This window comes from Microbacterium sp. DMC48 (genome assembly GCF_056313825.1).
On record NZ_JBQUZN010000006.1, the window covers coordinates 38,716 to 62,307 of the forward strand.

At 70.6% G+C, this 23,592-nt stretch carries 26 protein-coding genes; 17 read left to right on the forward strand and 9 right to left on the reverse strand.

What is annotated here, in order from left to right; translation table 11 throughout:
• The first annotated feature begins 22 nt into the window (after nt 1-22).
• A complete protein-coding gene (locus ACT53O_RS12175) occupies nt 23-1,531 on the forward strand; it encodes a GH1 family beta-glucosidase (protein ID WP_476152683.1) in 1,509 nt (502 codons plus the stop codon).
• A 3-nt stretch (nt 1,532-1,534) separates the two neighbouring features.
• The gene (locus ACT53O_RS12180) at nt 1,535-2,548 is read left to right on the forward strand and encodes a LacI family DNA-binding transcriptional regulator (protein ID WP_476152685.1); all 1,014 of its coding nucleotides are present in this window, start codon (nt 1,535-1,537) and stop codon (nt 2,546-2,548) included.
• A gap of 66 nt (nt 2,549-2,614) precedes the next feature.
• On the opposite strand, the gene ACT53O_RS12185 is transcribed toward ACT53O_RS12180, so the two are convergent.
• The gene (locus ACT53O_RS12185; protein ID WP_294943868.1) at nt 2,615-3,970 is read right to left on the reverse strand and encodes a uracil-xanthine permease family protein; all 1,356 of its coding nucleotides are present in this window, start codon (nt 3,968-3,970) and stop codon (nt 2,615-2,617) included.
• A 131-nt stretch (nt 3,971-4,101) separates the two neighbouring features.
• Nucleotides 4,102-4,983, reverse strand: coding sequence for a MurR/RpiR family transcriptional regulator (locus ACT53O_RS12190; RefSeq protein ID WP_112932062.1), 882 nt, complete (start codon nt 4,981-4,983; stop codon nt 4,102-4,104).
• A 126-nt stretch (nt 4,984-5,109) separates the two neighbouring features.
• Here ACT53O_RS12190 and murQ point away from each other — a divergent pair, with 126 nt between their 5' ends.
• From murQ to ACT53O_RS12205, 3 genes are read left to right on the forward strand one after another with little or no spacing between them, the layout of a single operon-like run.
• Nucleotides 5,110-6,045, forward strand: a complete 936-nt coding sequence (gene murQ / locus ACT53O_RS12195; RefSeq protein ID WP_294943871.1) for an N-acetylmuramic acid 6-phosphate etherase — start codon at nt 5,110-5,112, stop codon at nt 6,043-6,045.
• Between the two features lie 29 nt (nt 6,046-6,074).
• Nucleotides 6,075-7,541: a PTS transporter subunit EIIC gene (locus ACT53O_RS12200; RefSeq protein ID WP_112932060.1), complete on the forward strand. Its 1,467-nt coding sequence runs from the start codon at nt 6,075-6,077 to the stop codon at nt 7,539-7,541.
• A complete protein-coding gene (locus tag ACT53O_RS12205; RefSeq protein ID WP_294943875.1) occupies nt 7,541-8,569 on the forward strand; it encodes a MupG family TIM beta-alpha barrel fold protein in 1,029 nt (342 codons plus the stop codon). The genes ACT53O_RS12200 and ACT53O_RS12205 overlap by 1 nt, the downstream gene beginning before the upstream one ends.
• Before the next feature lie 31 nt (nt 8,570-8,600).
• Here the strand turns inward: ACT53O_RS12205 and ACT53O_RS12210 are convergent, their stop codons facing one another.
• A complete protein-coding gene (locus tag ACT53O_RS12210) occupies nt 8,601-9,548 on the reverse strand; it encodes a phosphoribosylaminoimidazolesuccinocarboxamide synthase (RefSeq protein ID WP_135948752.1) in 948 nt (315 codons plus the stop codon).
• Between the two features lie 7 nt (nt 9,549-9,555).
• Nucleotides 9,556-9,915: a hypothetical protein gene (locus ACT53O_RS12215; protein WP_476152690.1), complete on the reverse strand. Its 360-nt coding sequence runs from the start codon at nt 9,913-9,915 to the stop codon at nt 9,556-9,558.
• Nucleotides 9,916-10,003: 88 nt separating this feature from the next.
• Between ACT53O_RS12215 and ACT53O_RS12220 the strand changes: the two genes are divergently transcribed.
• Entirely contained in the window at nt 10,004-10,636 is a 633-nt protein-coding gene (locus tag ACT53O_RS12220) for a PadR family transcriptional regulator (RefSeq protein ID WP_036321304.1), read from the forward strand.
• The gene (locus ACT53O_RS12225; protein WP_135948755.1) at nt 10,633-12,117 is read left to right on the forward strand and encodes a DHA2 family efflux MFS transporter permease subunit; all 1,485 of its coding nucleotides are present in this window, start codon (nt 10,633-10,635) and stop codon (nt 12,115-12,117) included. Before ACT53O_RS12220 ends, ACT53O_RS12225 begins: the two co-directional genes overlap by 4 nt.
• A 55-nt stretch (nt 12,118-12,172) precedes the next feature.
• Here the strand turns inward: ACT53O_RS12225 and purD are convergent, their stop codons facing one another.
• A complete protein-coding gene (gene purD / locus ACT53O_RS12230) occupies nt 12,173-13,447 on the reverse strand; it encodes a phosphoribosylamine--glycine ligase (protein ID WP_476152693.1) in 1,275 nt (424 codons plus the stop codon).
• A gap of 54 nt (nt 13,448-13,501) precedes the next feature.
• On the opposite strand from purD, the gene ACT53O_RS12235 reads away from it, so the two are divergent.
• A complete protein-coding gene (locus tag ACT53O_RS12235) occupies nt 13,502-13,870 on the forward strand; it encodes a sterol carrier family protein (protein ID WP_476152695.1) in 369 nt (122 codons plus the stop codon).
• Nucleotides 13,871-13,895: 25 nt separating this feature from the next.
• On the opposite strand, the gene ACT53O_RS12240 is transcribed toward ACT53O_RS12235, so the two are convergent.
• A complete protein-coding gene (locus ACT53O_RS12240; RefSeq protein WP_036321313.1) occupies nt 13,896-14,819 on the reverse strand; it encodes an NADP-dependent oxidoreductase in 924 nt (307 codons plus the stop codon).
• A 67-nt stretch (nt 14,820-14,886) separates the two neighbouring features.
• Between ACT53O_RS12240 and ACT53O_RS12245 the strand changes: the two genes are divergently transcribed.
• From ACT53O_RS12245 to ACT53O_RS12270, 6 genes are all read left to right on the forward strand, one after another.
• Nucleotides 14,887-15,876 (forward strand): Gfo/Idh/MocA family protein, encoded by a 990-nt coding sequence (locus ACT53O_RS12245; protein ID WP_476152697.1) that lies wholly within the window; start codon nt 14,887-14,889, stop codon nt 15,874-15,876.
• A complete protein-coding gene (locus tag ACT53O_RS12250) occupies nt 15,873-16,310 on the forward strand; it encodes a helix-turn-helix transcriptional regulator (protein WP_378792723.1) in 438 nt (145 codons plus the stop codon). The genes ACT53O_RS12245 and ACT53O_RS12250 overlap by 4 nt, the downstream gene beginning before the upstream one ends.
• A gap of 5 nt (nt 16,311-16,315) precedes the next feature.
• The gene (locus ACT53O_RS12255) at nt 16,316-16,726 is read left to right on the forward strand and encodes a VOC family protein (protein ID WP_036321319.1); all 411 of its coding nucleotides are present in this window, start codon (nt 16,316-16,318) and stop codon (nt 16,724-16,726) included.
• Between the two features lie 12 nt (nt 16,727-16,738).
• Nucleotides 16,739-17,176, forward strand: a complete 438-nt coding sequence (locus tag ACT53O_RS12260; RefSeq protein WP_039413814.1) for a hypothetical protein — start codon at nt 16,739-16,741, stop codon at nt 17,174-17,176.
• Between the two features lie 99 nt (nt 17,177-17,275).
• Nucleotides 17,276-17,968, forward strand: coding sequence for an acyl-CoA synthetase (locus ACT53O_RS12265; RefSeq protein WP_112932932.1), 693 nt, complete (start codon nt 17,276-17,278; stop codon nt 17,966-17,968).
• Nucleotides 17,965-18,300 (forward strand): hypothetical protein, encoded by a 336-nt coding sequence (locus ACT53O_RS12270; RefSeq protein WP_036321323.1) that lies wholly within the window; start codon nt 17,965-17,967, stop codon nt 18,298-18,300. Before ACT53O_RS12265 ends, ACT53O_RS12270 begins: the two co-directional genes overlap by 4 nt.
• A gap of 15 nt (nt 18,301-18,315) precedes the next feature.
• On the opposite strand, the gene purB is transcribed toward ACT53O_RS12270, so the two are convergent.
• Nucleotides 18,316-19,713 (reverse strand): adenylosuccinate lyase, encoded by a 1,398-nt coding sequence (purB, locus tag ACT53O_RS12275; protein ID WP_476153155.1) that lies wholly within the window; start codon nt 19,711-19,713, stop codon nt 18,316-18,318.
• Between the two features lie 58 nt (nt 19,714-19,771).
• Nucleotides 19,772-20,275 (reverse strand): low molecular weight protein-tyrosine-phosphatase, encoded by a 504-nt coding sequence (locus ACT53O_RS12280; RefSeq protein ID WP_036321343.1) that lies wholly within the window; start codon nt 20,273-20,275, stop codon nt 19,772-19,774.
• A gap of 127 nt (nt 20,276-20,402) precedes the next feature.
• Between ACT53O_RS12280 and ACT53O_RS12285 the strand changes: the two genes are divergently transcribed.
• A complete protein-coding gene (locus ACT53O_RS12285) occupies nt 20,403-20,654 on the forward strand; it encodes a hypothetical protein (RefSeq protein ID WP_294943893.1) in 252 nt (83 codons plus the stop codon).
• Nucleotides 20,651-21,979, forward strand: coding sequence for a hypothetical protein (locus ACT53O_RS12290; RefSeq protein WP_476152702.1), 1,329 nt, complete (start codon nt 20,651-20,653; stop codon nt 21,977-21,979). Before ACT53O_RS12285 ends, ACT53O_RS12290 begins: the two co-directional genes overlap by 4 nt.
• A 16-nt stretch (nt 21,980-21,995) precedes the next feature.
• Here ACT53O_RS12290 and ACT53O_RS12295 read toward each other — a convergent pair whose 3' ends face one another.
• The gene (locus tag ACT53O_RS12295) at nt 21,996-22,397 is read right to left on the reverse strand and encodes a phage holin family protein (RefSeq protein WP_005051743.1); all 402 of its coding nucleotides are present in this window, start codon (nt 22,395-22,397) and stop codon (nt 21,996-21,998) included.
• A gap of 79 nt (nt 22,398-22,476) precedes the next feature.
• On the opposite strand from ACT53O_RS12295, the gene ACT53O_RS12300 reads away from it, so the two are divergent.
• Nucleotides 22,477-23,547 carry a histidinol-phosphate transaminase gene (locus ACT53O_RS12300; protein ID WP_476152704.1) on the forward strand — a complete coding sequence of 357 codons (1,071 nt, stop codon included), beginning with the start codon at nt 22,477-22,479 and terminating at the stop codon, nt 23,545-23,547.
• Nucleotides 23,548-23,592: the final 45 nt, after the last annotated feature.

The following is a 23,592-nucleotide window of genomic DNA, read 5'->3' on the forward strand; positions in this document are numbered from 1 at the left end:
GCCGCTTCAGAAAGGTCGACTCATGACAGAGTTCTCCCGCTCCTTCCCGGAGGGCTTCCTCTTCGGCGCGGCCACCGCCGCGTACCAGATCGAAGGCGCCGCTTTCGAGGACGGTCGCACGGCATCCATCTGGGACGCGTTCAGCCGCGTGCCCGGCGCCGTGATCGCCGCCGACAACGGTGATGTCGCGTGCGATCACTACCACCGCTTCCGCGACGACGTGTCCCTCATGAAGGACCTCGGGCTCGACACGTATCGCTTCTCGGTCTCGTGGTCGCGGGTGCGTCCCGACGGGGGGCCGGTCAACCGCAAGGGGCTCGACTTCTACGAGCGCCTGGTCGACGAGCTGCGGGCCAACGACATCCTGCCGTGGCTCACGCTGTATCACTGGGACATGCCGCAGGCGATCGAGGAGAAGGGCGGCTGGACCGTCCGTTCCACGAGCGAGCAGTTCCTCGAGTACGCGCTGAGCGTTCACGACGCGCTGGGCGACCGGGTGCAGAACTGGACGACGCTCAACGAGCCCTGGTGCTCGTCCTTCCTGAGCTACACCGCGGGCATCCACGCGCCGGGCCGCTACAGCGTGACCGATGGCGTGCTCGCCGCCCACCACCTCATGCTCGGCCATGGGGCGGTCGTGCGCGAGCTGCGTGAGCGCGACGCCGATCTGCGCCTCGGCATCACGCTGAACCTCACGGTGGCCGACGCCGTCGACCCCGCGGATGCCGCGGATGCCGATGCTGCCCGCCGCATCGACGGGCAGTTCAACCGGTGGTTCCTCGCCCCGATCTTCCGCGGCGCGTACCCCGCCGATGTGATCGAGGACATCCGCGCCGTCGCGCCCGAGGCCATCGACGCGCTCGAGGCGGCGAATCAGCCGGGCGACCTGAACACCATCTCGCAGCCGCTGGACGCGCTCGGGGTGAACTACTACCACGGCGAGTTCGTGGGTGGCGCACCCGACCCGCAGCCACCGCTGCCGGGCGATGCGCCGACCGACCGGCCCGCGGCATCCCCCTTCCCGTCGCACGAGGGCATCTACTGGCACGATCGCGGTCTGCCGCGCACCAACATGCACTGGGAGGTGCAGCCCGAGGGGCTGACGCGTCTGCTGCAGCGCGTCTGGGCCGAGTACGCCCAGCCGGCCGGCACCGCCCTGTACGTCACCGAGAACGGCGCTTCCTACGACGACGAGCTCGTCGTCGAGGACGGCGTCGCCCGCGTGCACGACCTCGAGCGCACGCAGTTCCTGCTCGCCCATCTGGACGCGATCCTCGACGCCGCCGATGCGGGCGTGGATGTGCGGGGCTACTTCTACTGGTCGCTCCTGGACAACTTCGAGTGGGCGTGGGGATACGCCAAGCGCTTCGGGATCGTCCACGTCGATTACGACACCCAGGTGCGCACCGCGAAAGACAGCGCGCTGGAGTATCGTCGGGTCATCGCCGCCCGCGCACTCGACGACGCGGCGGTTCCGGTCTCCGGGGCCGTCCCGCATCCCGGCGCACCGATCTCGACTCTTCAGAGGTAGCCCGTGACCATCGACACCCCGCGCGTCGCCCCGACGATCGAAGAGGTCGCGGCCGCCGCGGGAGTGTCGCGGTCGACCGTCTCCCGCGTCGTCAACGGCTCCACGGCCGTGAGCCCGGCGGCTCTGGAAGCGGTGCGGCGCGCCATCGCGGACCTGAACTACGTGCCCAACCGTGCCGCGCGCTCGCTCGCGAGCCGCGCCACGATGGCGATCGCACTCGTCGTGCCCGAGGACACCACCCGGTTCTTCGGCGACCCGTTCTTCGCCTCGGTCGTGTCGGGAATCAACACGCGGCTCAGCCGGTCGGAGTACGTGCTCAACCTGATCATCGCGAGCGACGATCCGGGTGACAAGACCTCGGCATACGTGCGCAGCGGCGCCGTCGACGGTGCGATCGTCGTCTCGCACCACACGAGCGACACGTTCATCGACCGCATCGCGCACGTCGTGCCGGTCGTCTACGGCGGCCGTCCCGTGCGGGAGCGCGAACGCGACTACTACGTCGACGTCGACAACGTCGCCGGCGGACGCGAGGCGACCGAGTATCTGATCGGTCGAGGCTTCCGCCGCATCGCGACGATCGCCGGCCCTGTCACGATGCCGGCCGGCATCGACCGTCTCGTGGGCTTTCGCGATGCGCTCTCCGCCGCCGGGCTCGAGCCGGTCGCCGAGGAGGACGGCAACTTCACGGCCGACGGCGGCTCGGCCGCGATGCAGCGGATCCTCGATGCGGGAGTGGAGTTCGACGCGCTCTTCGTCGCGAGCGATCTGATGGCTCGCGGTGCGCTCGCGGCGCTCGGGCGCGCGGGCATCCGCGTTCCCGAGGACGTCGCGATCGTGGGCTTCGACGACTCGCCCGTCGCGCGCACCGTCAGCCCGCAGCTCACGACGATCCGCCAGCCCTCCCACGAGCAGGGGGAGCGCATGGCTGACATGCTGCTGTCGATCCTCTCCGGCGGCACGCCCGACCGTGTGACGATCCTGCCGACGGAGCTCATCGTCCGCGACTCCGCCTGACCCCGGCATCCGCGGGGCGCCGCGTCGCTCGGCGCCGCCCCGCGTCCGTCGATCCGGCGCCGAGCGTCAGCCGACGTTCTCGGGGTCGCCGCCGAGCGGGCCGATGGGCACGATCGGCCCGCCGTCATCCGCGCCGGTCTTGCGCGCCCGGGCGATGGCGTTGCCGAGGTGGTAGATGACGAGAGCGGCCACGGTGCCCAGGACGATGGCGCCGAAGCTGAGCGTTCCGAGGTTCATCGTGAAGCCCGCGATCGCGATGACGAAGGCCACGGCGACCGTGTACTGGTTGACCGGGCGGGAGAAGTCCACCTGGTTGTCGACCCAGATCTTGATGCCGATGACGCCGATGAGGCCGTAGAGCGCGGTCGTCACGCCGCCGAGCACGCCCGCGGGCATCGCGAAGATCACTGCGCCGATCTTCGGGGAGAAGGCCAGCAGGATCGCCACGGTGCCGGCGACCCAGTAGGCCGCCGTCGAGTACACACGGGTTGCGGCCATGACGCCGATGTTCTCGCCGTAGGTGGTCGTTCCCGAGCCTCCGCCCAAGCCCGCGATGGTGGTCGCCAGGCCGTCGGCGATCAGCGCGCGACCGGTGCGTTTGTTGATCGAGGGGTCGGCGGTCATGGTGGCGACACCGCGCACGTGGCCCACGTTCTCGGCGATCAGCACGAGGATCACGGGCAGGAACATCGGCAGCATCGCCCAGGCGTGCGCGTCGCCGAACGCGGGCAGGTGGAACTGGGGGAGGCCGACCCACGCGGCATCCGCGACGCCGTCCCATTTCACGCGACCCATCAGCGCGGCCACGACGTAGCCGACGACGACGCCGAGGAAGATCGAGATGCGCCCCAGGAAGCCGCGGAAGAACACGGCGAACAGGATGCAGGCGGCCAGCGTGATGCCGCCGAGCAGCGCGTCCTGCTGGAAGTTCGTCCAGGCCACGGGCGCGAGGTTCAGGCCGATCAGGGCCACGATCGCGCCGGAGACGACCGGGGGCATGAGCTTCTCGATCCAGCCGGTGCCGGTGGCCTGCACGAGCAGCCCGATGCCGGCCAGCAGCACGCCGGCGACGAACACGCCGAGAAGGGCCTGACTGATCTGCTCGCCGGTCTCCAGCGCCTTGCCGCCGCCCGGGCCGAGGGCGAGGATCGGCGCGATGAACGCGAACGAGCTGCCGAGGTAGCTGGGCAGGCGGTTGCCGGTGAGGACCAGGAACAGCAGGGTGCCGATGCCGGAGAACAGCAGCGTGGTCGAGACCGGGAACCCGGTGAGCAGCGGCACGAGGAATGTCGCACCGAACATGGCGACCACGTGCTGGGCACCGATCGCGATGGTCGCCGGCCAGCCGAGGCGTTCGTGCGGCTTGACGACGGCGCCGGGCTCGACGGTGCGGCCGTCTCCGTGCTGAGTCCAGATGGGCATGGTCGTGCTCCTTCTTCGGCGGTGCGGTCGGCGAAACGGCGGGGGATGGGGCGGGCGGCGGATGCCCAGGTCAGGCTACCTGGGAGCGGGCTGTGAGCCGCGCACGCGCGCCGTGAAAGAGCGCTCCCGTCTCAGTTGCGCTCGCCCCGCGGCAGATGCTGAGGTGTCACGGCCTGTCGAGTGGCGTCCAGCACCGATCCGAGATCGTCGAAACGCAGCTGCCCGACCCGCAGGAAGAGGAAGTCGACCACGGCGAGCTGCGCCATGCGGCTGGCCAGCGCCGCCGCGCGTAGCGTCGCCTCCCGGGCGGGCGTGCGCAGCACGAGGTCGCAGGCGCCGGCGAGCGCCGAGTCGGGGTCGCCGGTCACGGCGACGGTCAGGGCTCCCGTGCGGGCGGCGACCTCGACCGCGTGCAGCACGTCGCGGGTGCCCCCACTGAACGAGAAGGCGATGACGACGGCGTCGGTGCCGGCGAGCGCAGCGTGCACGAGCTGCAGATGCGTGTCGGGCGCGTTCAGGCAGTTCACGCCGATGCGCTGCAGCTTCTGCGACAGGTCGCCGGCGGCCAGACCCGACGCGCCCACGCCGACGGCGATCACGCGCGCACCCGCGGCGATGCGCCCGGCGACCTCCTCCAGCGCCGCGAGGTCGATCAGCCGCGCCGTCTGTTCGATCGTGCGCGCCTCGTGGAAGGCGACTTTGGAGACCATGTCGGACAGCGAGTCCGACGGGTTCAGCTGCCCTTCGGCGATGTCCGAACGCTCGAGGTCGGCGGCGTTGCGCGACAGCTCCTGCGCCAGCTGCATGCGCAGTGCCGGAAACCCGGCGAAGCCGAGCGCTTTGGAGAAGCGCACGACCGAGGCCTGGGAGACGCCGGCGTGGTCGGCGAGTTCGGCCACGGTCGCGTTGACGACGGCATCCGGATCGTGCAGCACGATCGTGGCGACCCGGGACTCCGCTGGACGCAGACGCGGCACGGCCGTGCGGATCGTCTCGATGACGTCGCCGTCCATGTCGCCTCCCGGGTCTGCGTCAGTCTCCCACGCTTCATGAAATCATGCTTCACATTTGATCGGCTTTGTGAAATAGTCATTCACGCCCACGAAACCGCGCGGGACCGCCATCGACGAGGAGGCCGCATGACCGCTCCCGTGTCCGCCGTCACCACGGAACAGCAGAACCCGCGCACCCGGGCGCTCGACGCCATGAGCGTCACCGAGCTGCTCACCGCGATGAACGACGAGGACCGCCGCGTGCCCGTGGCCGTCGCCGCCGCGATCGGACAGATCGCCCGTGCGGTCGATCTCGCCGTCGCCGCCCTCGGCGCCGGCGGCCGGCTCATCTACCTGGGCGCCGGCACGAGCGGACGGCTCGGGGTGCTGGATGCCGCGGAGTGCCCGCCCACCTTCGGCACCGATCCGGGACAGGTGCGGGGGGTGCTCGCGGGTGGGCGCGCCGCCATGTTCGAGGCCGTGGAGAACGCCGAAGACTCCGTCGAGTTCGCCGTCGCCGACCTGCAGGCCATCGAACTGAGCGCTGCCGACGTCGTCGTGGGAATCGCCGCCTCCGGCCGCACGCCCTACGTCATCGGCGGCCTCGACCACGCGCGCGCGATCGGCGCGGCGACGGTGGCCCTTGCCGCCAACCCGAATGCCGAGATCAGCGAGCATGCCGACGTCGCGATCGAGATCGACAACGGTCCCGAAGTGCTCACCGGTTCCACTCGGCTGAAGGCGGGCACGAGTCAGAAGCTGGTGCTGAACATGATCTCCACGGCGACGATGGTGCGCCTCGGCAAGGTCTACGGCAATCTCATGGTCGATGTCCGCCCGACCAACGAGAAGCTCGTCGACCGCGCAGTCCGCATCGTGCAGGCCGCCACCGGATGCGACCGCTCACGCGCCGAGAGCGCACTGGCCGACGCCGACGGCCACGCGAAGACCGCCATCGTGGCGATCCTCTGCGGAATCGGCGCCGCGGCCGCCCGCGAACGACTCGCGGACGCGCACGGCTTCGTCCGCGCCGCCATCGACGACGCGGCCCCCGCCGGCCCCGCCCCCACCGACCAGCGCTAGTCGCCCCGGACATCACGAAAGGAATCACCGTGGATTACCCGAAACTCAGCCGCGACATCCTCCCGCTCGTCGGCGGCGGCGAGAACATCTCGTCGTTCACCAACTGCATGACCCGCCTGCGGCTCGAGATCATCGATCCCTCCCGCGTCGACGTCGACGCGATCAAGAAGCTCGACGGCGTGATGGGCGTGGTCGACGGCGACCAGCTGCAGGTCGTCGTGGGCCCCGGTCACGCCCAGCGCCTGCGCGACGCGTTCGCGGCGGAGAGCGGGCAGCAGGGCACCGCGCCGGTGGATGCCGACGATGAGGCCCCGCTGAGCGCGGCGGCCGATCTGCGCGCACTGCAGACGAAGAACACCCAGAAGGTGAAGGCGCGCCAGAAGACCGGTGTGCACTCGCTGTTCCGCCACATCGGCAACATCTTCATCCCGATCATCCCCGGCTTCATCGCGTGCGGTCTCATCGTCGCGATCGCGAACGTCTGGAAGCTGATCGCCCCCGGCGTCGCCCTGAACCCCTGGTTCCTCGCGTTCGCCGCGCTGGGTTCGATCGTCGTGGGGGCCCTGAATCTGCTGGTGGGCTACAACACCGCGAAGGAGTTCGGCGGCACCCCCGTGCTCGGCCTCATCGCCGGCGCCGTGTCGTACATGCCCGCTCTCGCCGGCATCCCGGCCTCGAAGGCGGCCGACGGCACGGCGATTGCCGCACAGCCCCTGGTACTGCCCCTGTTCGGCGAGCTCAAGCCGGCACTGGGTGGCATCATCGGCGTGATCGTGACCGCCTGGCTGTTCACGGTGATCGAGAAGTGGGTGCGCACGCGCGTTCCTGCGTGGCTCGACCTGTTCGTGGTTCCCGTCGTCACCGTGCTCGTCGGGGCCGCGGTCTGCATCCTCGTGATCATGCCCATCGCGGGACTGCTGATGCAGGGCATCAACTGGGTGCTGATCGATTTCGCCCTCGAGCGCGGTGGCGTCATCGGCGGGTACCTGCTGTCGTCGCTGTTCCTGCCGCTCGTCATGCTCGGCATCCATCAGGGACTCACCCCCATCCACGCGCAGCTGATCGCCGACCACGGCTTCACCCAGCTGCTCCCCGTGCTGGCGATGGCGGGGGCGGGCGAGGTCGGTATGGCGATCGCGATCTACGTCAAGACCAAGAGCACGCGCCTGAAGAGCATCATCCGTGCGGCGCTGCCCATCGGCGTCCTCGGCGTGGGTGAGCCGCTCATCTACGGCGTCTCGCTGCCCCTGTTCTACCCCCTCATCACCGCCTGCCTCGGCGGCGGTTTCGGCGGCGCGTTCGTGGCCTACGGCATCCAGGCGACGGGCGGGTTCGGCGCCGGCGCGCTGGGACTGTCGGGCGTGCTGATGACGGCCGTCATCACCAACGGGCAATGGCTCTGGTACGTCGGGGGCCTTCTGATCGCCTACGTCATGGGATTCGTTCTGACCTACTTCTTCGGCTTCAAGGAGCACATGGTCGAGCGGCTGAGCTGATGCTGTTCTCGATCTATCCCACCGATACGCCCGAGGTCCGGGCGGCCGTCCTGGATCAGGCGTGCGCGGTCGCCGAGGCCCCGATGCTGTTCACGTCGCTGCACCAGCCGGAGAGCGACGGCCTGCGCGGCTTCGGCGCCGAGCTGGCGGACGCGCACCGGGAGCGGGGTGTGACGTTCTGCGCCGACATCTCGCCGCTCGCCCTCGAGCGCCTGGGTGAGGGGTTCGACGGGCTAGGGCGGCTGCGCGACGGCGGTGTCGAGATGCTGCGGATCGACTTCGGCTTCGCGCCGGAGGAGATCCGCCGCATCGCCCGCGCCTCGGGATGCCGCATCGCGGTGAACGCGAGCACGGCGACCGCGTCGTTCCTCGACGAGCTGGACGGCATCGACGTGGTCGGATGGCACAACTTCTATCCCCGGCCCGAGACCGGCATCGGCACGGAGTTCTTCGTCAGCCAGAACGCGTTGTTCGCCGAGCGGCAGAGCCCCGTGTACGCGTTCCTTCCGGGGGAGACCGCGCTGCGCGCACCCCTTCACCTCGGTCTGCCCACGCTCGAGGAGCATCGTCATCGCACCGCGTGGCGCAACTATCTGCACCTGCGTGCGATCGCGCCCGATGTCGAGATCGTCTGCGCCGAGGGCACCGTGCACGCGGAGCATCTCGAATGGATCGCCCACCACGAGCGCACCGGCGAGGTGACGGTGCCCCTGTCGGACCTCGACCCGGCGGCGGCCTTCCTTCGCGGCGCCGCCTGGCGGCTGCGTGTCGAAGACAGCGCGGCGTCGTTCCGGCTGGAGGAGACGCGCGGGAGCGTCGCTCCGGATGCCGCGCGCAACGCCGACCATCGTGCCGCCGGGTCGCTGCAGATGGATCTCGACAGCCTCGGTCGCTATCGGGGAGAGATCCACCTGATGCGTCGGGATCTGCCGCTCACGGGTCTGCAGGCCCATGTCGGCGAGATCGCGGCGCCCGCCCGCGGCATCGTCGAGAGCCTGCGGCCGGGCGACACGGTGCGTTTCGTCTGAGCCGCTGCGGCGTCTCTACAACGCGGTCGCGTCAGTCGGTGAGCATCTCGAGCAGCTCGCGGTACTTCGCCGCGGTGCGCTCGACGATCTCGGCCGGCAGCTCGGGCGGCGTTCCCTGGCCGTCCCAGGCGGCGGCGAGCCAATCGCGGACGATCTGCTTGTCGAAGCTGGCCATCCGCTCGGCCGCGCTCGTGCCCTGCGCCCACGCGGCGGCATCCCAGTAGCGCGACGAGTCGCTCGTGAGCACCTCGTCGGCCAGGGTGAGCACCCCGTCGGCATCCACGCCGAACTCGAACTTCGTGTCCGCGAGGATCAGGCCCTTCGCCTTCGCGGTCGCCGCCGCCCGGCGGTAGATCTCGAGCGACAGATCTCGCAGCTGCGCGGCGCGTGCTGCACCGACCAGCTCTTCGGCTCTCGCGAAGGAGATGTTCTCGTCGTGCTCGCCCATCGGCGCCTTGTACGCCGGGGTGAACAGCGGCTCGGGGAGGCGATCGCCGTCCTGCAGGCCGGCCGGCAGCGGGATGCCGCAGACCGTCCCCGCGGCGACGTACTCCTTCCAGCCCGAGCCGGTCAGATAACCGCGCACGACGCACTCGATCGGGAGCATGTCGAGGGTGCGCACGATCATCGCCCGACCCGTGACGGCGTCCGGGACGAGATCAACCGCGTCGTCCGATCCGGAGGGGAGCGCGTGGGTCGCGGCGAGGTGGTTCGGGATGCGGCGGCCGCCGTCGGCGCCGGAGAGCTGGTCGAACCACCACAGGCTGAGGGTGGTGAGCAGCTCGCCCTTTCCCGGGATGCCGGGGCTCAGGACGTGATCGAACGCGCTCACCCGGTCGCTGGCGACGACGAGCATGCGCTCGGCCGGTGCGGGGCTGTCCGACGCGGGGCGGTAGAGGTCGCGGACCTTGCCCGAGTAGACGTGGGTCCAGCCGGGCAGATCGGCGGGCGCGGCGGAGGGCGAGGAGGCGTCGGTCACGCGTCCATTATCGCGGGGACGGTGCGGCTGTGCCGCCGCCTGCGCGCGGGGTGATCTCGTCGACGAAGGCGTAGGCCTCCGCCACGACGTCGGGCCAGAGATCCACGGCATCGGTCCCGACGAAGACCCACTCGCGCATCGCACGGCCGCGCATGGTCATCCGTTCCGCCCTGCCGGTCTGCTCGAGCGCGGTCACTCTGCTTTCGGACAGCTTCGCGATCAGTCCCGACCGATAGCCCATGAACGCGAACACCTTCCCTCGGATGCGCAGGCCCTCGCTGCCGAACATCGGGCCGATGTCGACGCCCGGGAGCACCATGTACTCGGCGGCGATGTCGTCGAACACCGCGCGCGCCTCTGCCGTCATGAGCAGACCGTAGCGCGCCGTGACAAATCAGCGTATAGTCCATGTGGACTAATCAAGATGGAATAACAAGCCGCGGAGGAGAACAGTCGTGAAGAGCGCCGTGGACCGGCTCACACCGTTGGGAGTGATGGTGCTCGCGCTGCTGCGCGAGGACGACATGCACCCCTACGAGATGATCCGGCTGATGCGGCACCGTCACGACGATCGCATCGTGTCGGTGACCAACGGCACGATGTACCACACCGTCGCACGTCTGGAGAAGTCCGGTCTGCTCGCCGAGGTCGGCGTCGATCGGGACGGCAACCGGCCGGAGCGCACGACGTACACCCTCACCGATGCCGGCCACGAGGTCGTCCAGGACTGGGTGCGCCGGGAGCTTCCGCTCCTGGACCGGCCCGTCGAGTTCCGCGTGGCGCTGGCCGAGGCGCACAATCTCCCCCGCGAGGACGTCGTGGCGTTGCTGTCGACCCGTCGGGAGCATCTCGCCCGTGCGCGCGACGAGCTCGCCGACGGCATCGCCCATGCGCGCGAGAGCAAGACCGGCCCGGCATCCGTCATCGAGCAGTACCTCATCGAGATCGATCGCGAGCGGGCCCTGCTCGCCGCCGACCACGACTGGCTCGCCGACCTGCTGGAACGGCTCGCCCACCCCGACTTCGTGTGGGGATCACACGAGAAAACCGATCGCTATCTGGCACAGAGAGAAGCTGCTCGCTCATGACCGAACAACGCACGCGCGATGTGACCGCGCCCGCACCCACCCCCGAACGCAACCCGTGGCCCGCCCTCTGGGCGCTCGTCATCGGGTTCTTCATGATCCTGGTCGACACCACGATCGTCTCGGTGGCCAACCCCGCCATCAAGGCGGCCCTCGACCCGTCCACCAACAACCTCGACAATGTCGTGTGGGTCACGTCGGCCTACCTCCTGGCGTATGCCGTGCCGCTGCTGATCACCGGCCGTCTGGGTGATCGATTCGGACCGAAGCGCATCTACCTCATCGGCCTCGCGATCTTCACGCTCGCATCCCTGGGCTGTGGCCTGTCGGGATCCCTCGAGATGCTGATCGTCTTCCGCGCGATCCAGGGCCTGGGTGCCGCACTCATGACCCCGCAGACGATGGCCGTCATCACCCGCACCTTCCCGCCCCAGCGCCGCGGTGCCGCGATGGGCCTGTGGGGAGCGACCTCCGGGGTCGCCATGCTCGTCGGGCCGCTCGCCGGAGGCCTGCTCGTGGACGGCCTCGGCTGGGAGTGGATCTTCTTCGTCAACCTGCCCGTCGGCGTGATCGGCTTCGTCCTCGCGTGGATGCTCGTCCCGAACCTCGAGACGCACCCCCACCGCTTCGATCTGGTCGGGGTCGTCCTGAGCGCGGTCGGCCTGTTCCTCATCGTCTTCGGTCTGCAGGAGGGTGAGCACTTCGACTGGGCCGCCTGGGTCTGGACGATGATCGCGGGCGGCGTCGTGGTCATGGCGCTCTTCATCTGGCAGCAGGCGAAGACCCGCAGCGAGCCGCTCGTGCCGCTCGGACTGTTCCGCGACCGCAACTTCTCGGTGTCCAACTTCACGATCGCCACGGTCGGCTTCACGGTGACGAGCATGTCGCTGCCGCTCATGTTCTTCGTGCAGCTGGCGCGCGGTCTCACGCCCACCGAATCGGCGCTCCTGCTCGTGCCGATGGCCGTCGCCGCGGGTGTGCTCTCGCCGCTGACCGGCCGGCTGCTCGACCGGGTCGACGCCCGCGTCCTGCTGGTGCCGGGGCTGCTCCTGGTCGCCGGATCGCTCTTCTGGTACTCCTCGCTGATGCACGCCGACACTCCGATCTGGATGTTCCTGCTGCCCTCGTTCCTGATGGGCGTCGGAAACTCCGGCATGTGGGGGCCGCTGGCCACCACGGCGACCCGCAACCTCGAGCCGCGCCAGGCCGGCGCCGGCGCGGGCATCTACAACACGACGCGCACGATCGGCTCGGTGCTCGGCTCGGCGGCGATCGCCGCGTTCATGCAGTCGCGTCTCGAGGCGAACCTGCCGGGCGCCTCGAACGCCGGCGGCGACTTCGGTACGGGACAGCTGCCCGCGTTCGTCGTCGACGGCTTCTCGAACGCCATGGCGCAGACGATCCTGCTGCCGGCGATCGTGCTGCTGATCGGCGTCGTCGCCGTGCTGTTCATGCAGCGCCCGCCGCACCTCGTCAAGCGCTGAGCGCGCGCGGCATCGCCCATCGCCGCCCGGTGTGGCCCGACGACGACACGACTCGTCAGTCGAGCGCCACCCGGGCGGCGATGTCGCGTCGGTAGTGCGAGCCCTCCAGGGTGATCCGTTCGAGAGCGGCATACGCCTGTTCGCGCGCGGCGCCGAACGAGGAACCGGTTGCCACGACATTGAGCACGCGTCCCCCCGTCGCCACCAGCTCGTCGCCGCTCACCGCCGTCGCGGCGTGGGCGAGGTGCACTCCCGGGACGGATGCCGCGGCCTCCAGTCCCGTGATGGCACGCCCCGTCCGCGGCGCCTCGGGGTAGCCCTCGCTGGCGAGCACGACCGTGATCGCGGCCGTGTCGGCGAACGTCGGTGCCGGCTCGTCCTCGAGGGTTCCGGATGCCGCGGACATGAGCAGCCGCGACAGCGGGCTCGTCAGACGCGCGAGCACGACCTGCGTCTCGGGGTCGCCGAAGCGGGCGTTGAACTCGATGACCTTGATGCCGTCGGCAGTCAGGATGAGGCCCGCGTAGAGCAGACCGATGAAGGGGGTGCCCTCGGCATCCAGCGTGCGGATGACCGGTTCGGCGACCGTCCGGGTCACCTCGGCGACGAACGCCTCTTCGCTGCCGAAATCGTCGCTCAGCCATGGCAGCGGCGAGTAGGCGCCCATCCCGCCCGTGTTCGGACCCGCGTCGCCGTCGTAGGCGCGTTTGAAGTCCTGTGCGGGGCTGAGCGCCCGCACGGTGTCGCCGTCGCTGACGAAGAAGAGCGACACCTCCGGCCCGGAGAGGAACTCCTCCACCAGCACGGGGCCGGTGGGAAGGTACGCGTCCGCGTGCGCGAGCGCCGCCTCGCGGTCGTCGGTGACGACGACCCCCTTCCCGGCGGCCAGCCCGTCGGCCTTCACGACGTGCGGCGCGCCGTAGGCGTCGAGGGCGGCTTCGACCTCTGCGCGGGTCGTCGCGCGCGTCGCCCGGCCCGTGGGCACGTGGGCGGCATCCATGATCCGCTTCGCGAACGCCTTCGAGCCCTCCAGCTGCGCGGCTGCCCTGCCGGGGCCGAACACCGGAACGCCGTGCTTCCGCAGGGCGTCGGCGACTCCGGCGACCAGCGGCGCCTCGGGGCCGATGATCACGAGGTCGATGTCGTGGTCGTTGGCGTACTCGGTCACTGCGGCCGGGCTGTTCGCATCGAGGTCGGCAACGATCGTGGCGTCCGCGGCGATGCCCGCGTTGCCCGGCGCCGCGAACAGATCGTGCCCCGCGTCCTCCCCCTTCAGAGCGAGGAGGATGGCGTGCTCGCGGGCACCGGAACCGAGGACGAGAATGCGCACCCGGCCAGCCTACCGACGGCCCGCCGCGTCGTCGGTGCGGGCTAGCGTGAAGGCATGGCCCGCAAGATCTCCACCGCCGACGGTCGTGACGCGCTCGCCGCTGTCGCCGCGGCGACGGATGCCGACGTGACACCCCCGCGCACGGCGCTGGCGACCGCCGTGCGCTACCTGCTCCAGCTGCTGGCAGAGAAGGCCCCCGGCAACACCGTCGAGGTGCGCGTGCCGCCGTTCGGCGCGGTGCAGGTGGTCGAGGGCCCGCGGCACACCCGCGGTACCCCGCCGAATGTCGTCGAGACAGACGCGACCACCTGGATCGCGCTCGCGACCGGTGTCGAGTCGTGGGCCCAGGCCCGAGCCGCCGGTCGCATTCTCGCGTCCGGAACCCGGGCCGACCTCGCGCCCCTTCTGCCGCTGCGGCCGTGAGACCGCCGCCGCGGGGCGGGGGCGATCAGACGGTGACGACGATCTTGCCGCGAGTGTGGCCCTCTTCGAGAGCGGCGTACGCGGCGGCGGCCTCGTCGAGCGGATAGGTCGCGGCGATCTCGACGCGCAGCTCACCCGACGCGACCAGTTCAGCCAGCTCGCCCAGCTGCGACGCGTTCGGGCGCACCCACACGTAGTGGCCGCCGAACTCGGTGCGTGCGCGGGCATCGGCGATCGAGGCGACGACGCCGCCGTCGGCGAGCAGATCGGGCGTCGAGTCGAGCGTCGAGCCGCCGACGAAGTCGATGATGACATCGAACCCCTCGGGGGCGATCTCGCGGGCAGCGGGGACGAGGCCCTCGCCGTAGACGACGGGCTCGGCGCCCAGATCGCGGAGGTACGCGTGGTTGCGCTCCGACGCCGTGCCGACGACACGAGCCCCGAGCCGGCGTGCGAGTTGCACGCCGAACGAGCCCACCCCACCGGCGGCGCCGTGGATCAGCACGGTCTGACCCGCGCCGACACCGGCGCGCTCCAGCGTCTGCAGCGCCGTCAGCCCGGCCAGCGGCAGCGCGGCGGCATCCTCGAACGACAGACCTTCGGGCTTCGGAGTCGCGGTGCGCACCGGCACCGGCATGAACTCGGCGACCGAGCCGTTCTCGACGATGTCGGCGCGGGCGTAGGCGAGCACCGCGTCACCGACGGCGAACTCGGGGGTGTCCAGACCCGTCTTCTCGACGATGCCGGCGACGTCCCAGCCGGGCACGACCGGAAGGCGGGTGTCAATGAGGCCGCGCAGGTAGCCCTCGCGGATCTTGTAGTCGACGGGGTTGATCCCGGCCGCGACGACCCTCACCACCAGGGTGTCGGGGCCGACGTGGGGCTCCTCACGGTCGGTGAGCTCGAAGCGGTCGTTGCCGCCGAAATCCGAATAGACGAGTGCCTTCATGCTGAGTTCCAACCGTCGGCGGACACCATCCATTCCTCGGGGCAGGCGCCGCGCCTATTCTGGGGGCGTGATCAGACTCGCCACGATCGGCACCAGCACCATCACTGAGAAGTTCGCGGATGCCGTCGCGCAGACGCCCGGCATCCGCATCGACGTGGTCTTCTCCCGCGACGCAGCACGCGGACGCGCGTTCGCCGACCGACTCGGCGTCGACGGCGTCAGCACCGATCTCGAGGCGCTGCTGGCCTCCGGCGAGGTGGATGCCGTGTACGTCGGTTCGCCGAACGGTGCCCACGCCGCGCAGGCCGAAGCGGCCATCGCGGCGGGCGTGCACGTGTTCCTCGAGAAGCCGGCGACGCCGACGGCCGACGAGTTCGCGCGCCTGGTGGAGGCCGCCCGCTCGCGAGGCGTCGTCGTGTTCGAGGGCATGCGCAACGCCTACGACCCGGGCATGGCCCGCCTCCGTACCCTGCTGCCACAGGTGGGAACGGTGCGGCTCGTGTCGTTCGGGCAGAGCCAGCGCTCGGCACGCTACGACCTCGTGCTGGCCGGCGAGACGCCGAACATCTTCGACCCGGCTCTGGCGGGCGGAGCCCTGTTCGATCTGGGCGTCTATCCGCTCAGCGCCGCCATCGAGCTGTTCGGCCCGCCGCGCGCGGTGGTCGGCGCGACGGCGACGATCGCGACCGGTGCCGACGGAGCGGGTGCGGCCGTGCTCGCCTATGACGGCTTCGTCGTGCAGATCGGCTTCTCCAAGATCGGCGCCTCGCGTCGGCCGAACGAGATCCAGGGCGAGCTCGGCACGATCGAGATCGACGAGATCACGGCGCCGCGCCGGATTACGCTCGACCTCTTCTCCGGTGTCCACGAGGAGATCGAGATCGACGGGCCCGACAACAACATGGGCTTCGAGGTGGCGCGCTTCGCGCAGCTCGTCCGCGCAGGCGCCGACGCGTCGGCCGACCAGCAGCGCAGCCTCGAGGTGCTGCGCGCCGTCGAGGCGATCCGTGCGGATGCCGAGAAGCTGCGCGCCGGATCGGGACGGGCCGCGCGGTGAGCGCCGGGGTCGAGCTCGACACGCTCGTGCGGATGCGACGCGTGCGCGACATGATGGACCGCGATTTCGCCCAGCCCCTCGACCTGCCCACCCTTGCGCGGGCCGTGCACGTCTCGCCGGGTCACCTGTCGCGACAGTTCCGGCGGGCCTACGGTGAAACGCCCTACTCGTACCTGATGACGCGTCGTGTCGAACGCGCCATGACCCTCCTGCGGACGACGCAGCTCGCCGTCACCGACATCGCGCTCGCCGTCGGCTGCCCGTCTCTGGGTACCTTCACCACACGCTTCACCGAGCTGGTGGGCGTGTCTCCGGGACGCTATCGCACCCGCGGCGCGCCCTTCCGCGTCGGCATGCTCCCCTGCATCGCCCGTCGGCTGACCCGACCGGTCAGGAATCGAGAAGCGCTCCCGCGCGAGACCGGCCTATCGTGAGGCCCATGAGCATCAGCATCCACTCCTCCTTCCTGCCGCACGTCGACGCCGAGGCGTCGCTCGCGTTCTACCGCGACGTGCTGGGATTCGAGGTGCGCCTGGATGTGGGCTACGAGCACCTGCGGTGGATCACGGTCGGCCCCGCCGGCCAGCCCGACACCGCGATCGTGCTGCACCCGGTCGGTGTGGGACGCGACATCAGCGACGACGAACGGCGGACGCTCGCAGAGCTCGTCGCGAAGGGCAGCTACTTCGGGGTCAACCTGGCTTCCGACGACCTCGACGGCGACATCGCCCGCCTGGCGGCGGCGGGCGCCGACATCGTGCAGTACCCGACCGATCAGGACTACGGGCTGCGGGATGCCGCGGTGCGCGATCCCGCCGGCAACCTCCTGCGCATCCAGCAGTCCCACTGAGAGGAGACACCCATGAGTGACACCAAGAGCGGCTTCAGCGCCGATGAGCGTGCGGCGATGGCGCAGCGCGCCGAAGAGCTGCGATCCACGAAGGGGCTGAAGGGCGCCGCCAAGCTCGCTGCGGAGTTCGAGGCGTGCATCGCGGCGATCGATGCCTTGTCCGGCACCGACCGCGAGGTGGCCACGCTGCTGCACCGGGTCGTCACCGAGGAAGCGCCCCAGCTCGCGCCGAAGACGTGGTACGGCTTCCCGTCCTATGCCCGCGACGGGAAGGTCGTCGTCTTCTACCAGCCGGCGTCGAAGTTCGACACCCGATACGGCACGGTGGGCTTTCAGGAGGATGCGCTGCTGGATGACGGTGACATGTGGGCGACGTCCTTCGCCGTCGTCGCCGTGACACCGGCCGTGGAAAAGACGCTGCGGGAGCTCGTCGCCCGCTCGGTGGGCTGAGCGCGCACCGCCGGCATCCGGCGAAGGTCGGCGCCGGATCGGCGCGGGCGACGACCTAGACTGGTGGGGTTCCACCGTCCCCGATCCGATGAGTCCGACGTGTCCGACGACGCCCCCGCTCCCAGCCGTACCCACGGTGCCGGAGCGACCCGCACCTTCGACGTGCGTCATGTGCAGCTCGGTCGCGCCCTGCTCGCCGCTCTCGCCGCCGTGATGGTGACCTTCTCGCCCGACCACTCGGCATCCGTCGGTCTCGCCGTCTTCAGCGGCTGGGCGATCGCCACCGCGCTCGTGCTCCTGATCGGCGCCTGGCTCGCCTTCCCGCGCGAGCGCCGTTCCGTTCCGATCCTGCTCGGAGTGCTGACTCTGCTCGCGGGGATGGCCACCGGCATCCCGGGGCTGCGTTCGACGGCCCTGTTCTTCGTCGTCGTCATCGCGTGGGCGCTCATCGCGGGTGTCGCCGAGCTCGTCGGGGGCGTTCGACTGCGCCGCGGCGCTGCGTCACTGGACGGCGTCCTGCGCAGCGAGCGCAGGGACGAGGGGCGCGACGGCGTGCTCGCGGGCGCGCTCACCATCGCCCTCGGTATCGGGCTGCTCCTGGTGAACCCCGCATACAGCCTGGAGTACTTCATCTCCGAGGCCGGGCGTTCCTTCACCCTCACCGGCATCACCATCGGTGTCGGCCTCTTCGGCGGCTACGCCGCCATCATCGCCGTCTTCCTCGGCATCGCCGGCTTCTCGCCGCGACGCTCCGCTGCCGAGGACGGCACCCGTTCAGGAGGATCCGCATGAGCGAGCCGCGTCCCACCCGTCGTGATCTGCTCAAGCCGGTGCAGCTGCTGGGCTTCGCCTTCGCCGCCGCCGTGTTCTCCGGCCTCGTCACTCTCGTCTCGATGGGGTTCTTCCAGGACCTCACCGGCGATGAGCGCGTGCACGTCGTCGTGGTCTCGCTGGTCGTCGCCGGCGTCGCCTTCATCGCGACCCTGGTGATCATCGCCCTGTGCATGCTCGCGATCGACCCGGCCAAGATGGGCGGCGAGATCGACCACGGTGTGCTGATGGACGACACGGATGCCGTCGCGTCGCCCGACGCGACGGACGACGGCGCCGCGCCGCGCGTCTGAGCCCGTCGAACGCGGTCAGACCCGGTCGACGAGCTCGTCCGCGAGGCCGGTGTAGCCGGCCGGGGTGAGGGCCAGCAGGCGCTCCTTGGCGTCGTCGCCGATGTCCAGGCCGCGCACGAACTCCGCCAGCTCGGCGCCGCCGACGCGGCGCCCGCGCGTGAGTTCCTTCAGCAGCGCGTAGGGGTCGGTGATCTGCGACCGACCCGCGACGATCTCCGCGCGCACCACGGTCTGGATCGCCTCGGCCAGCACTTCCCAGTTGGCGTCGAGGTCGGCCAGCAGCACGTCGCGCGACAGTGAGATCTCGGTGAGCCCGCGCTGCAGGTTGTCGAGAGCGAGCAGCGAGTGGCCGAACGCGACGCCGATGTTGCGCTGCGTCGTGGAGTCGGTGAGGTCGCGCTGCATGCGGCTCGTGACCAGGGTCGAGGCGAGGGTCGTGAACAGACCTCCCGAGATCTCGAGGTTCGCCTCGGCGTTCTCGAAGCGGATCGGGTTGATCTTGTGCGGCATGGTCGACGAGCCGGTGGCGCCGGCGACCGGGATCTGGGCGAAGAAACCCATCGCGATGTAGGTCCAGATGTCGGTCGCGAGGTTGTGCAGGATGCCGCCGGCGTGCCGCACGCGGTCGTACAGCTCCACCTGCCAGTCGTGCGACTCGATCTGCGTCGTCAGCACGTTGAAGTCGATGCCGAGGCCCTCGATGAACGCGCGGGAGAGCTCGGGCCAGTCGACGTCGGGCGCGGCGGCCAGATGGGCCGACCACGTGCCGGTGGCGCCGGAGAACTTCGCCAGGTACTCGCCGTCGGCGATCTGGGCGGCCACGCGCTCGAGCCGCCAGGCGAAGACGGCGAGCTCCTTGCCCATCGTCGACGGAGTGGCGGGCTGGCCGTGGGTGCGCGAGAGCATCGCGGCATCCCGGTGCTGGTGTGCGAGCGCCGACAGGGCGTCGATCACGGCGCGCAGCTTCGGCAGCCAGACGCTCTCGACGGCGCGCTTGACCGTCAGCGCGTACGAGGCCGAGTTGATGTCCTCGCTGGTGCACGCGAAGTGGGTGAGCTCGGCGACGGCGTCCAGGCCCAGCGTCTGCAGGCGGTCGCGCACGAGGTACTCGACGGCCTTCACGTCGTGACGGGTCACCGACTCGGTGGAGGCGAGCCACTCGATCTCCGTCGAGCCGAACGCCCGGTAGAGCTCGCGCAGGGCGTCCTTCTGCTCGCCGGTCAGCGCCGTCGACCCGAAGAGGCCGCGGTCGGTGAGCGTGATGATCCACTCGACCTCGACCTCGACCCGCGCGCGGTTGAGCCCCGCCTCGGACAGGTACGCCGACAGGTCGGCGACGGCGCCGCGGTAACGGCCGTCGAGGGGGCTGAGGGGCTGGGGGGCGAGGGTGTTCGCGGTGTTCGCGGTGTTCACGACGTGGGCTCCGATCACGGTGTCTGTCGACGCGCGGCCGATGCGCACGACGACACGCTCACAACGGACGGATGGCCGGTTCGAGCTGCCGGAAGAGCGCCCGACTCGCGCTCTCGATCATACCGAGCACGTCGTCGAACATCTCCGGGCCGGCGTAGTACGGGTCGGGAACGTCGAGGTTGCCGTGGGCCTCGGGGTCGAACGAGAGCAGGAGCGCGAGCTTGTCGGCATCCGTCGTCGTGCGCGCCCAGCTGGCGAGGATGCGCTCGTGCGAACGGTCGAGGGCGACCACGAGGTCGTTGCGTTCGAAGTCGTCGAGGGTGAACTGGCGCGCGCGGTGGCGCGCGCCGTCGTAGCCGCGCCGCGCGAGCGCCTCGAGGGTACGGCTGTCGGCGCGTTCGCCCACGTGCCAGTCGCCCGTCCCCGAGCTGGTCGACACCACGCGTGCGCCGAGGCCGGCGCGTTCGGCGATCTCGCGGAAGACGATCTCGGCCATGGGGGAGCGGCAGATATTGCCGGTGCAGACGAACACGACGCGAAACGGTGCGGCGTCGGCAGTCACCTCCCCATTGTGGTGCAGGTCGCCGGCCGCACGAAAGACCTCCTCCCCACGCGGCTGCGCGCCGAGACGGTCCACGGATGCCGGGACCACCGCCCGGGGCTGCGTCGCCCGGGGCGACGATCGTCGCGTGGACCGACTCGCCGACATCGCCGATGCCCGAGCCGGCCTGCGTCACGCGCGCGACCTCCTCGCGGCGGCGAATCTGCGGATACTCGGGCTGGGGGTCGACGCGCAATGGGAGACAGCGGCGGCAGAGCCGGTCCGGGAACGTCTCGACGCCAGCGCACGGCTGAGCGCGATGGCGATCGACGAGATCGACGAGTGGGATCGTGACCTGGCTCACGCGGCCGAACGGGCACTGATCGAGGCGGACGGATGAGCGATGACGTCGACATCCGCTCCGGCGGGCTCATCGCGGTCGACACCGACGCCCTGCGAGAGCTCTCCGGCGCCCTCGGTCTGATCGCCGCGCATCTCGACGAGGCCGCAGACGCCCTCGCGGCCGCCGGCGCCGCATCGCTGGCGGCCGGGCTCTGGGTCGCCGATCCCGCCGGGCCGGCGCGGCGGGCGCAGTCGATCGTGACCGAGCTGTCGCGCACGCTCGAGGTGCTCGCCGAGGCGTACGACCTCGCCGAGACGGAGGCGCTTCACGCGCTCCACGGCCCCCGCGACGTCGACGCGATGCGGCTCGCCGCCGCGCGGATGCAGGCCGAGGCGGATGTGGCGGCGGCGGCGAGGCGGCTCGCGGCCGAGTGGATCGACGGCCGTCACCGCGACATCGAGGATCAGATGCGGGCCAGCGCCCTCCTGCTCGGTGTCTACGCGCCGCTCGGACCCGCCCTGACGCTGCTGACGGCCGCCGTCCGCCGCGCCGATCGGGGGACGGTGCCCGCCGCGGCGCCCCCGCTGCGGCCCGGGGCCGAAACGGCATCCGTCGAGGAGATCAGCGTGCATGTCGCGACCGGCGCCGCGGCCGCGCCGCGCGGACTGGTCGACGCCATCGACCGGATGCCGGGAGCGGACGGCCTGGACGATGCACGGGTGCGCGTGGAGGAGTACCGCTATGCGTCGGGCGAGCGGGAGTTCGTGGCGTATATCGCGGGCACCCGCGCGGCGTTCGCGCCGGACGAGCCGTGGGACATGACCTCCAACCTCCAGCTCTACTTCGGCGAGCAGTCGTCGTCGTACGTCGCGGTGGAGCGCGCACTGGCGGCGGCCGGGGCGGTCGCGGGAAGCCGCGTGCATCTGTTCAGCCACTCGCAGGGCGGCATGATCGCGGCGCACCTGGCGCGGGACGGCCGCTTCGACGTCGTGACCGAGGTCAGTTTCGGCAGCCCCGTCCAGGCCGACCAGATCGACGATGTGCTCTCCGTCGCCGTCCGCCACACCGACGATCCGGTCGCGGCCTTGGCGGCGGGCGGCATCCCCGGGGTGTCGGGCTCCGCCGACAGCGTCGTCGTCGAACGCGAGGTCGACCCCATGCCGCGCTGGAGCGACGCGACCTTCTCGGTGCACCAGCTCGACGCCTACCGCGAGACGGCGGCGATGGTCGATGCCTCGGCCGATCCGCGCATCGCGGTGCTCCGCGAGCGGCTCGCGCCGTTGGCGAGCGCGGTCGTCGTCACCTCGACGGTCTACGGCGCCCACCGCGAACCGAACCGCTCGGCGGATCGACGCCGGCGCTCGGGAGGAGGAGGGCTCTGACGAGGAGGCGCGACCGTCAGCTGCGGCGCTTCTTCTCCTGGGGGCGCAGCAGAATGCCGAACACCCAGTTGATCAGCGAGATGAGAATCGCGGCAACGACGCCGAGCCAGAAGCTCTCGACGGTCAGGCCCCAGCCCCATGAACTCGTGACCCATGCCGTGATCCACAGCAGCAGTCCGTTGATGACGAACGAGATGAGCCCGAGCGTCAGGATGTACAGCGGGATCGCGACGATCTTGATCACGGTGCCGATGATCGTGTTGACCAGCGCGAAGATCGCGGCGACGGCGAGCAGGGTCAGCACGAGCTGCAGGGTCTCACCGGGCGCGAACGGCGTCACCCCGACCCGGAGGGCGGGGATGAGGGTCACGACCCAGATGGCGAAGGCGTTGACGACGACGCGGACGATGAAGCGCATGGTGCTCACAGTCTTCCACGCGGATGCCGCGCTCGAAAGGTCTACGCCGGCCTCGCATCGCCCCTCGTAGACTCGACGCGTGACCGATCTGCCCGTGCGCATCCGCCCCGAGATCGCCGCCCTTCCCGCCTACAAGCAGGGCAAGCAGGCCGGCGCCGAGGCGTTCAAGCTGTCCAGCAACGAGAACCCCTTCGCGCCGCTGCCGAGCGTCGTGGCCGCGGTGCAGGCGGCCATCGCCGTCAACCGCTATCCCGATGCCTCGTCGCCGCGTCTGCGGGCCCGCCTCGCGGAGCGCTTCGGCGTCGGTGACGACGCGGTGCACATCGCGGCCGGGTCGGTGTCGATCCTCTTCCAGCTTGCCCAGGCCACGAGCGGACCGGGCGATGAGATCCTCTTCTCCTGGCGTTCGTTCGAGGCCTACCCGAGCCTGGCGACGGTGGCCGGCGCGACGGCCGTCACCGTCCCGAACGATCCGGCGGGCGGTCACGACCTCGACGCGATGGCCGACGCCGTCACCGAGCGCACCCGCATGATCATCGTCTGCAGCCCGAACAATCCGACGGGTCCGGTGGTGACCCAGGCGGGCTTCGATGCGTTCCTCGCCCGCGTCCCGAATGACGTCCTCGTCATCCTCGATGAGGCGTACGCCGAGTTCGTCACCGATCCGGGTGCCGTGTCCGGCGCCGACGTCATCGCCGCCGGACACGCGAACGTCGTCGTGCTGCGGACCTTCTCGAAGGCCTACGGTCTCGCCGGCCTGCGCGTCGGCTACGCCGTCGGCGACCCGCGCATCCTGGCGGCCGCGCGCAGCACCGGCATCCCCCTGTCGGTGACGGCCGCCGCCGAGGAAGCGGCCCTGGCCAGCTTGGATGCCGAGGAGGAGCTGCTCGAGCGCGTGCGCACCCTCGCCGCGCACCGCGACGACCTGGCCGCACGGCTTCGCGCGGCGGGGTGGGACGTTCCCGAGGCGCAGGGCAACTTCGTCTGGCTGCCGGCCGGCCCGCGAGCCCTCGAGGTCGCGGCGGCGTTCGAGGAGGCCGGCCTGATCGTGCGCCCCTTCGCCGGTGACGGGGTGCGCATCTCCATCGGCGAGCACGAGGCGATCGAGCCGATCGTGCGAGTGGCGGCATCCGTCGCAGCGCGCCGTTAGTTCCTGCCCGTTGTGCTCGGCACACGGCGGATCGCGATTCCCGTT

Excerpts from the sequence above, each read along its gene's own strand:
- ACT53O_RS12175 (WP_476152683.1), top strand. The coding sequence starts at position 23 with ATGACAGAGTTCTCCCGCTCCTTCCCGGAGGGCTTCCTCTTCGGCGCG.
- ACT53O_RS12185 (WP_294943868.1), bottom strand. The coding sequence starts at position 3,970 with ATGCCCATCTGGACTCAGCACGGAGACGGCCGCACCGTCGAGCCCGGC.
- ACT53O_RS12190 (WP_112932062.1), bottom strand. The coding sequence starts at position 4,983 with ATGGACGGCGACGTCATCGAGACGATCCGCACGGCCGTGCCGCGTCTG.
- murQ (WP_294943871.1), top strand. The coding sequence starts at position 5,110 with ATGACCGCTCCCGTGTCCGCCGTCACCACGGAACAGCAGAACCCGCGC.
- ACT53O_RS12205 (WP_294943875.1), top strand. The coding sequence starts at position 7,541 with ATGCTGTTCTCGATCTATCCCACCGATACGCCCGAGGTCCGGGCGGCC.
- ACT53O_RS12215 (WP_476152690.1), bottom strand. The coding sequence starts at position 9,915 with ATGACGGCAGAGGCGCGCGCGGTGTTCGACGACATCGCCGCCGAGTAC.
- ACT53O_RS12225 (WP_135948755.1), top strand. The coding sequence starts at position 10,633 with ATGACCGAACAACGCACGCGCGATGTGACCGCGCCCGCACCCACCCCC.
- ACT53O_RS12235 (WP_476152695.1), top strand. The coding sequence starts at position 13,502 with ATGGCCCGCAAGATCTCCACCGCCGACGGTCGTGACGCGCTCGCCGCT.
- ACT53O_RS12240 (WP_036321313.1), bottom strand. The coding sequence starts at position 14,819 with ATGAAGGCACTCGTCTATTCGGATTTCGGCGGCAACGACCGCTTCGAG.
- ACT53O_RS12255 (WP_036321319.1), top strand. The coding sequence starts at position 16,316 with ATGAGCATCAGCATCCACTCCTCCTTCCTGCCGCACGTCGACGCCGAG.
- ACT53O_RS12260 (WP_039413814.1), top strand. The coding sequence starts at position 16,739 with ATGAGTGACACCAAGAGCGGCTTCAGCGCCGATGAGCGTGCGGCGATG.
- ACT53O_RS12270 (WP_036321323.1), top strand. The coding sequence starts at position 17,965 with ATGAGCGAGCCGCGTCCCACCCGTCGTGATCTGCTCAAGCCGGTGCAG.
- ACT53O_RS12290 (WP_476152702.1), top strand. The coding sequence starts at position 20,651 with ATGAGCGATGACGTCGACATCCGCTCCGGCGGGCTCATCGCGGTCGAC.
- ACT53O_RS12295 (WP_005051743.1), bottom strand. The coding sequence starts at position 22,397 with ATGCGCTTCATCGTCCGCGTCGTCGTCAACGCCTTCGCCATCTGGGTC.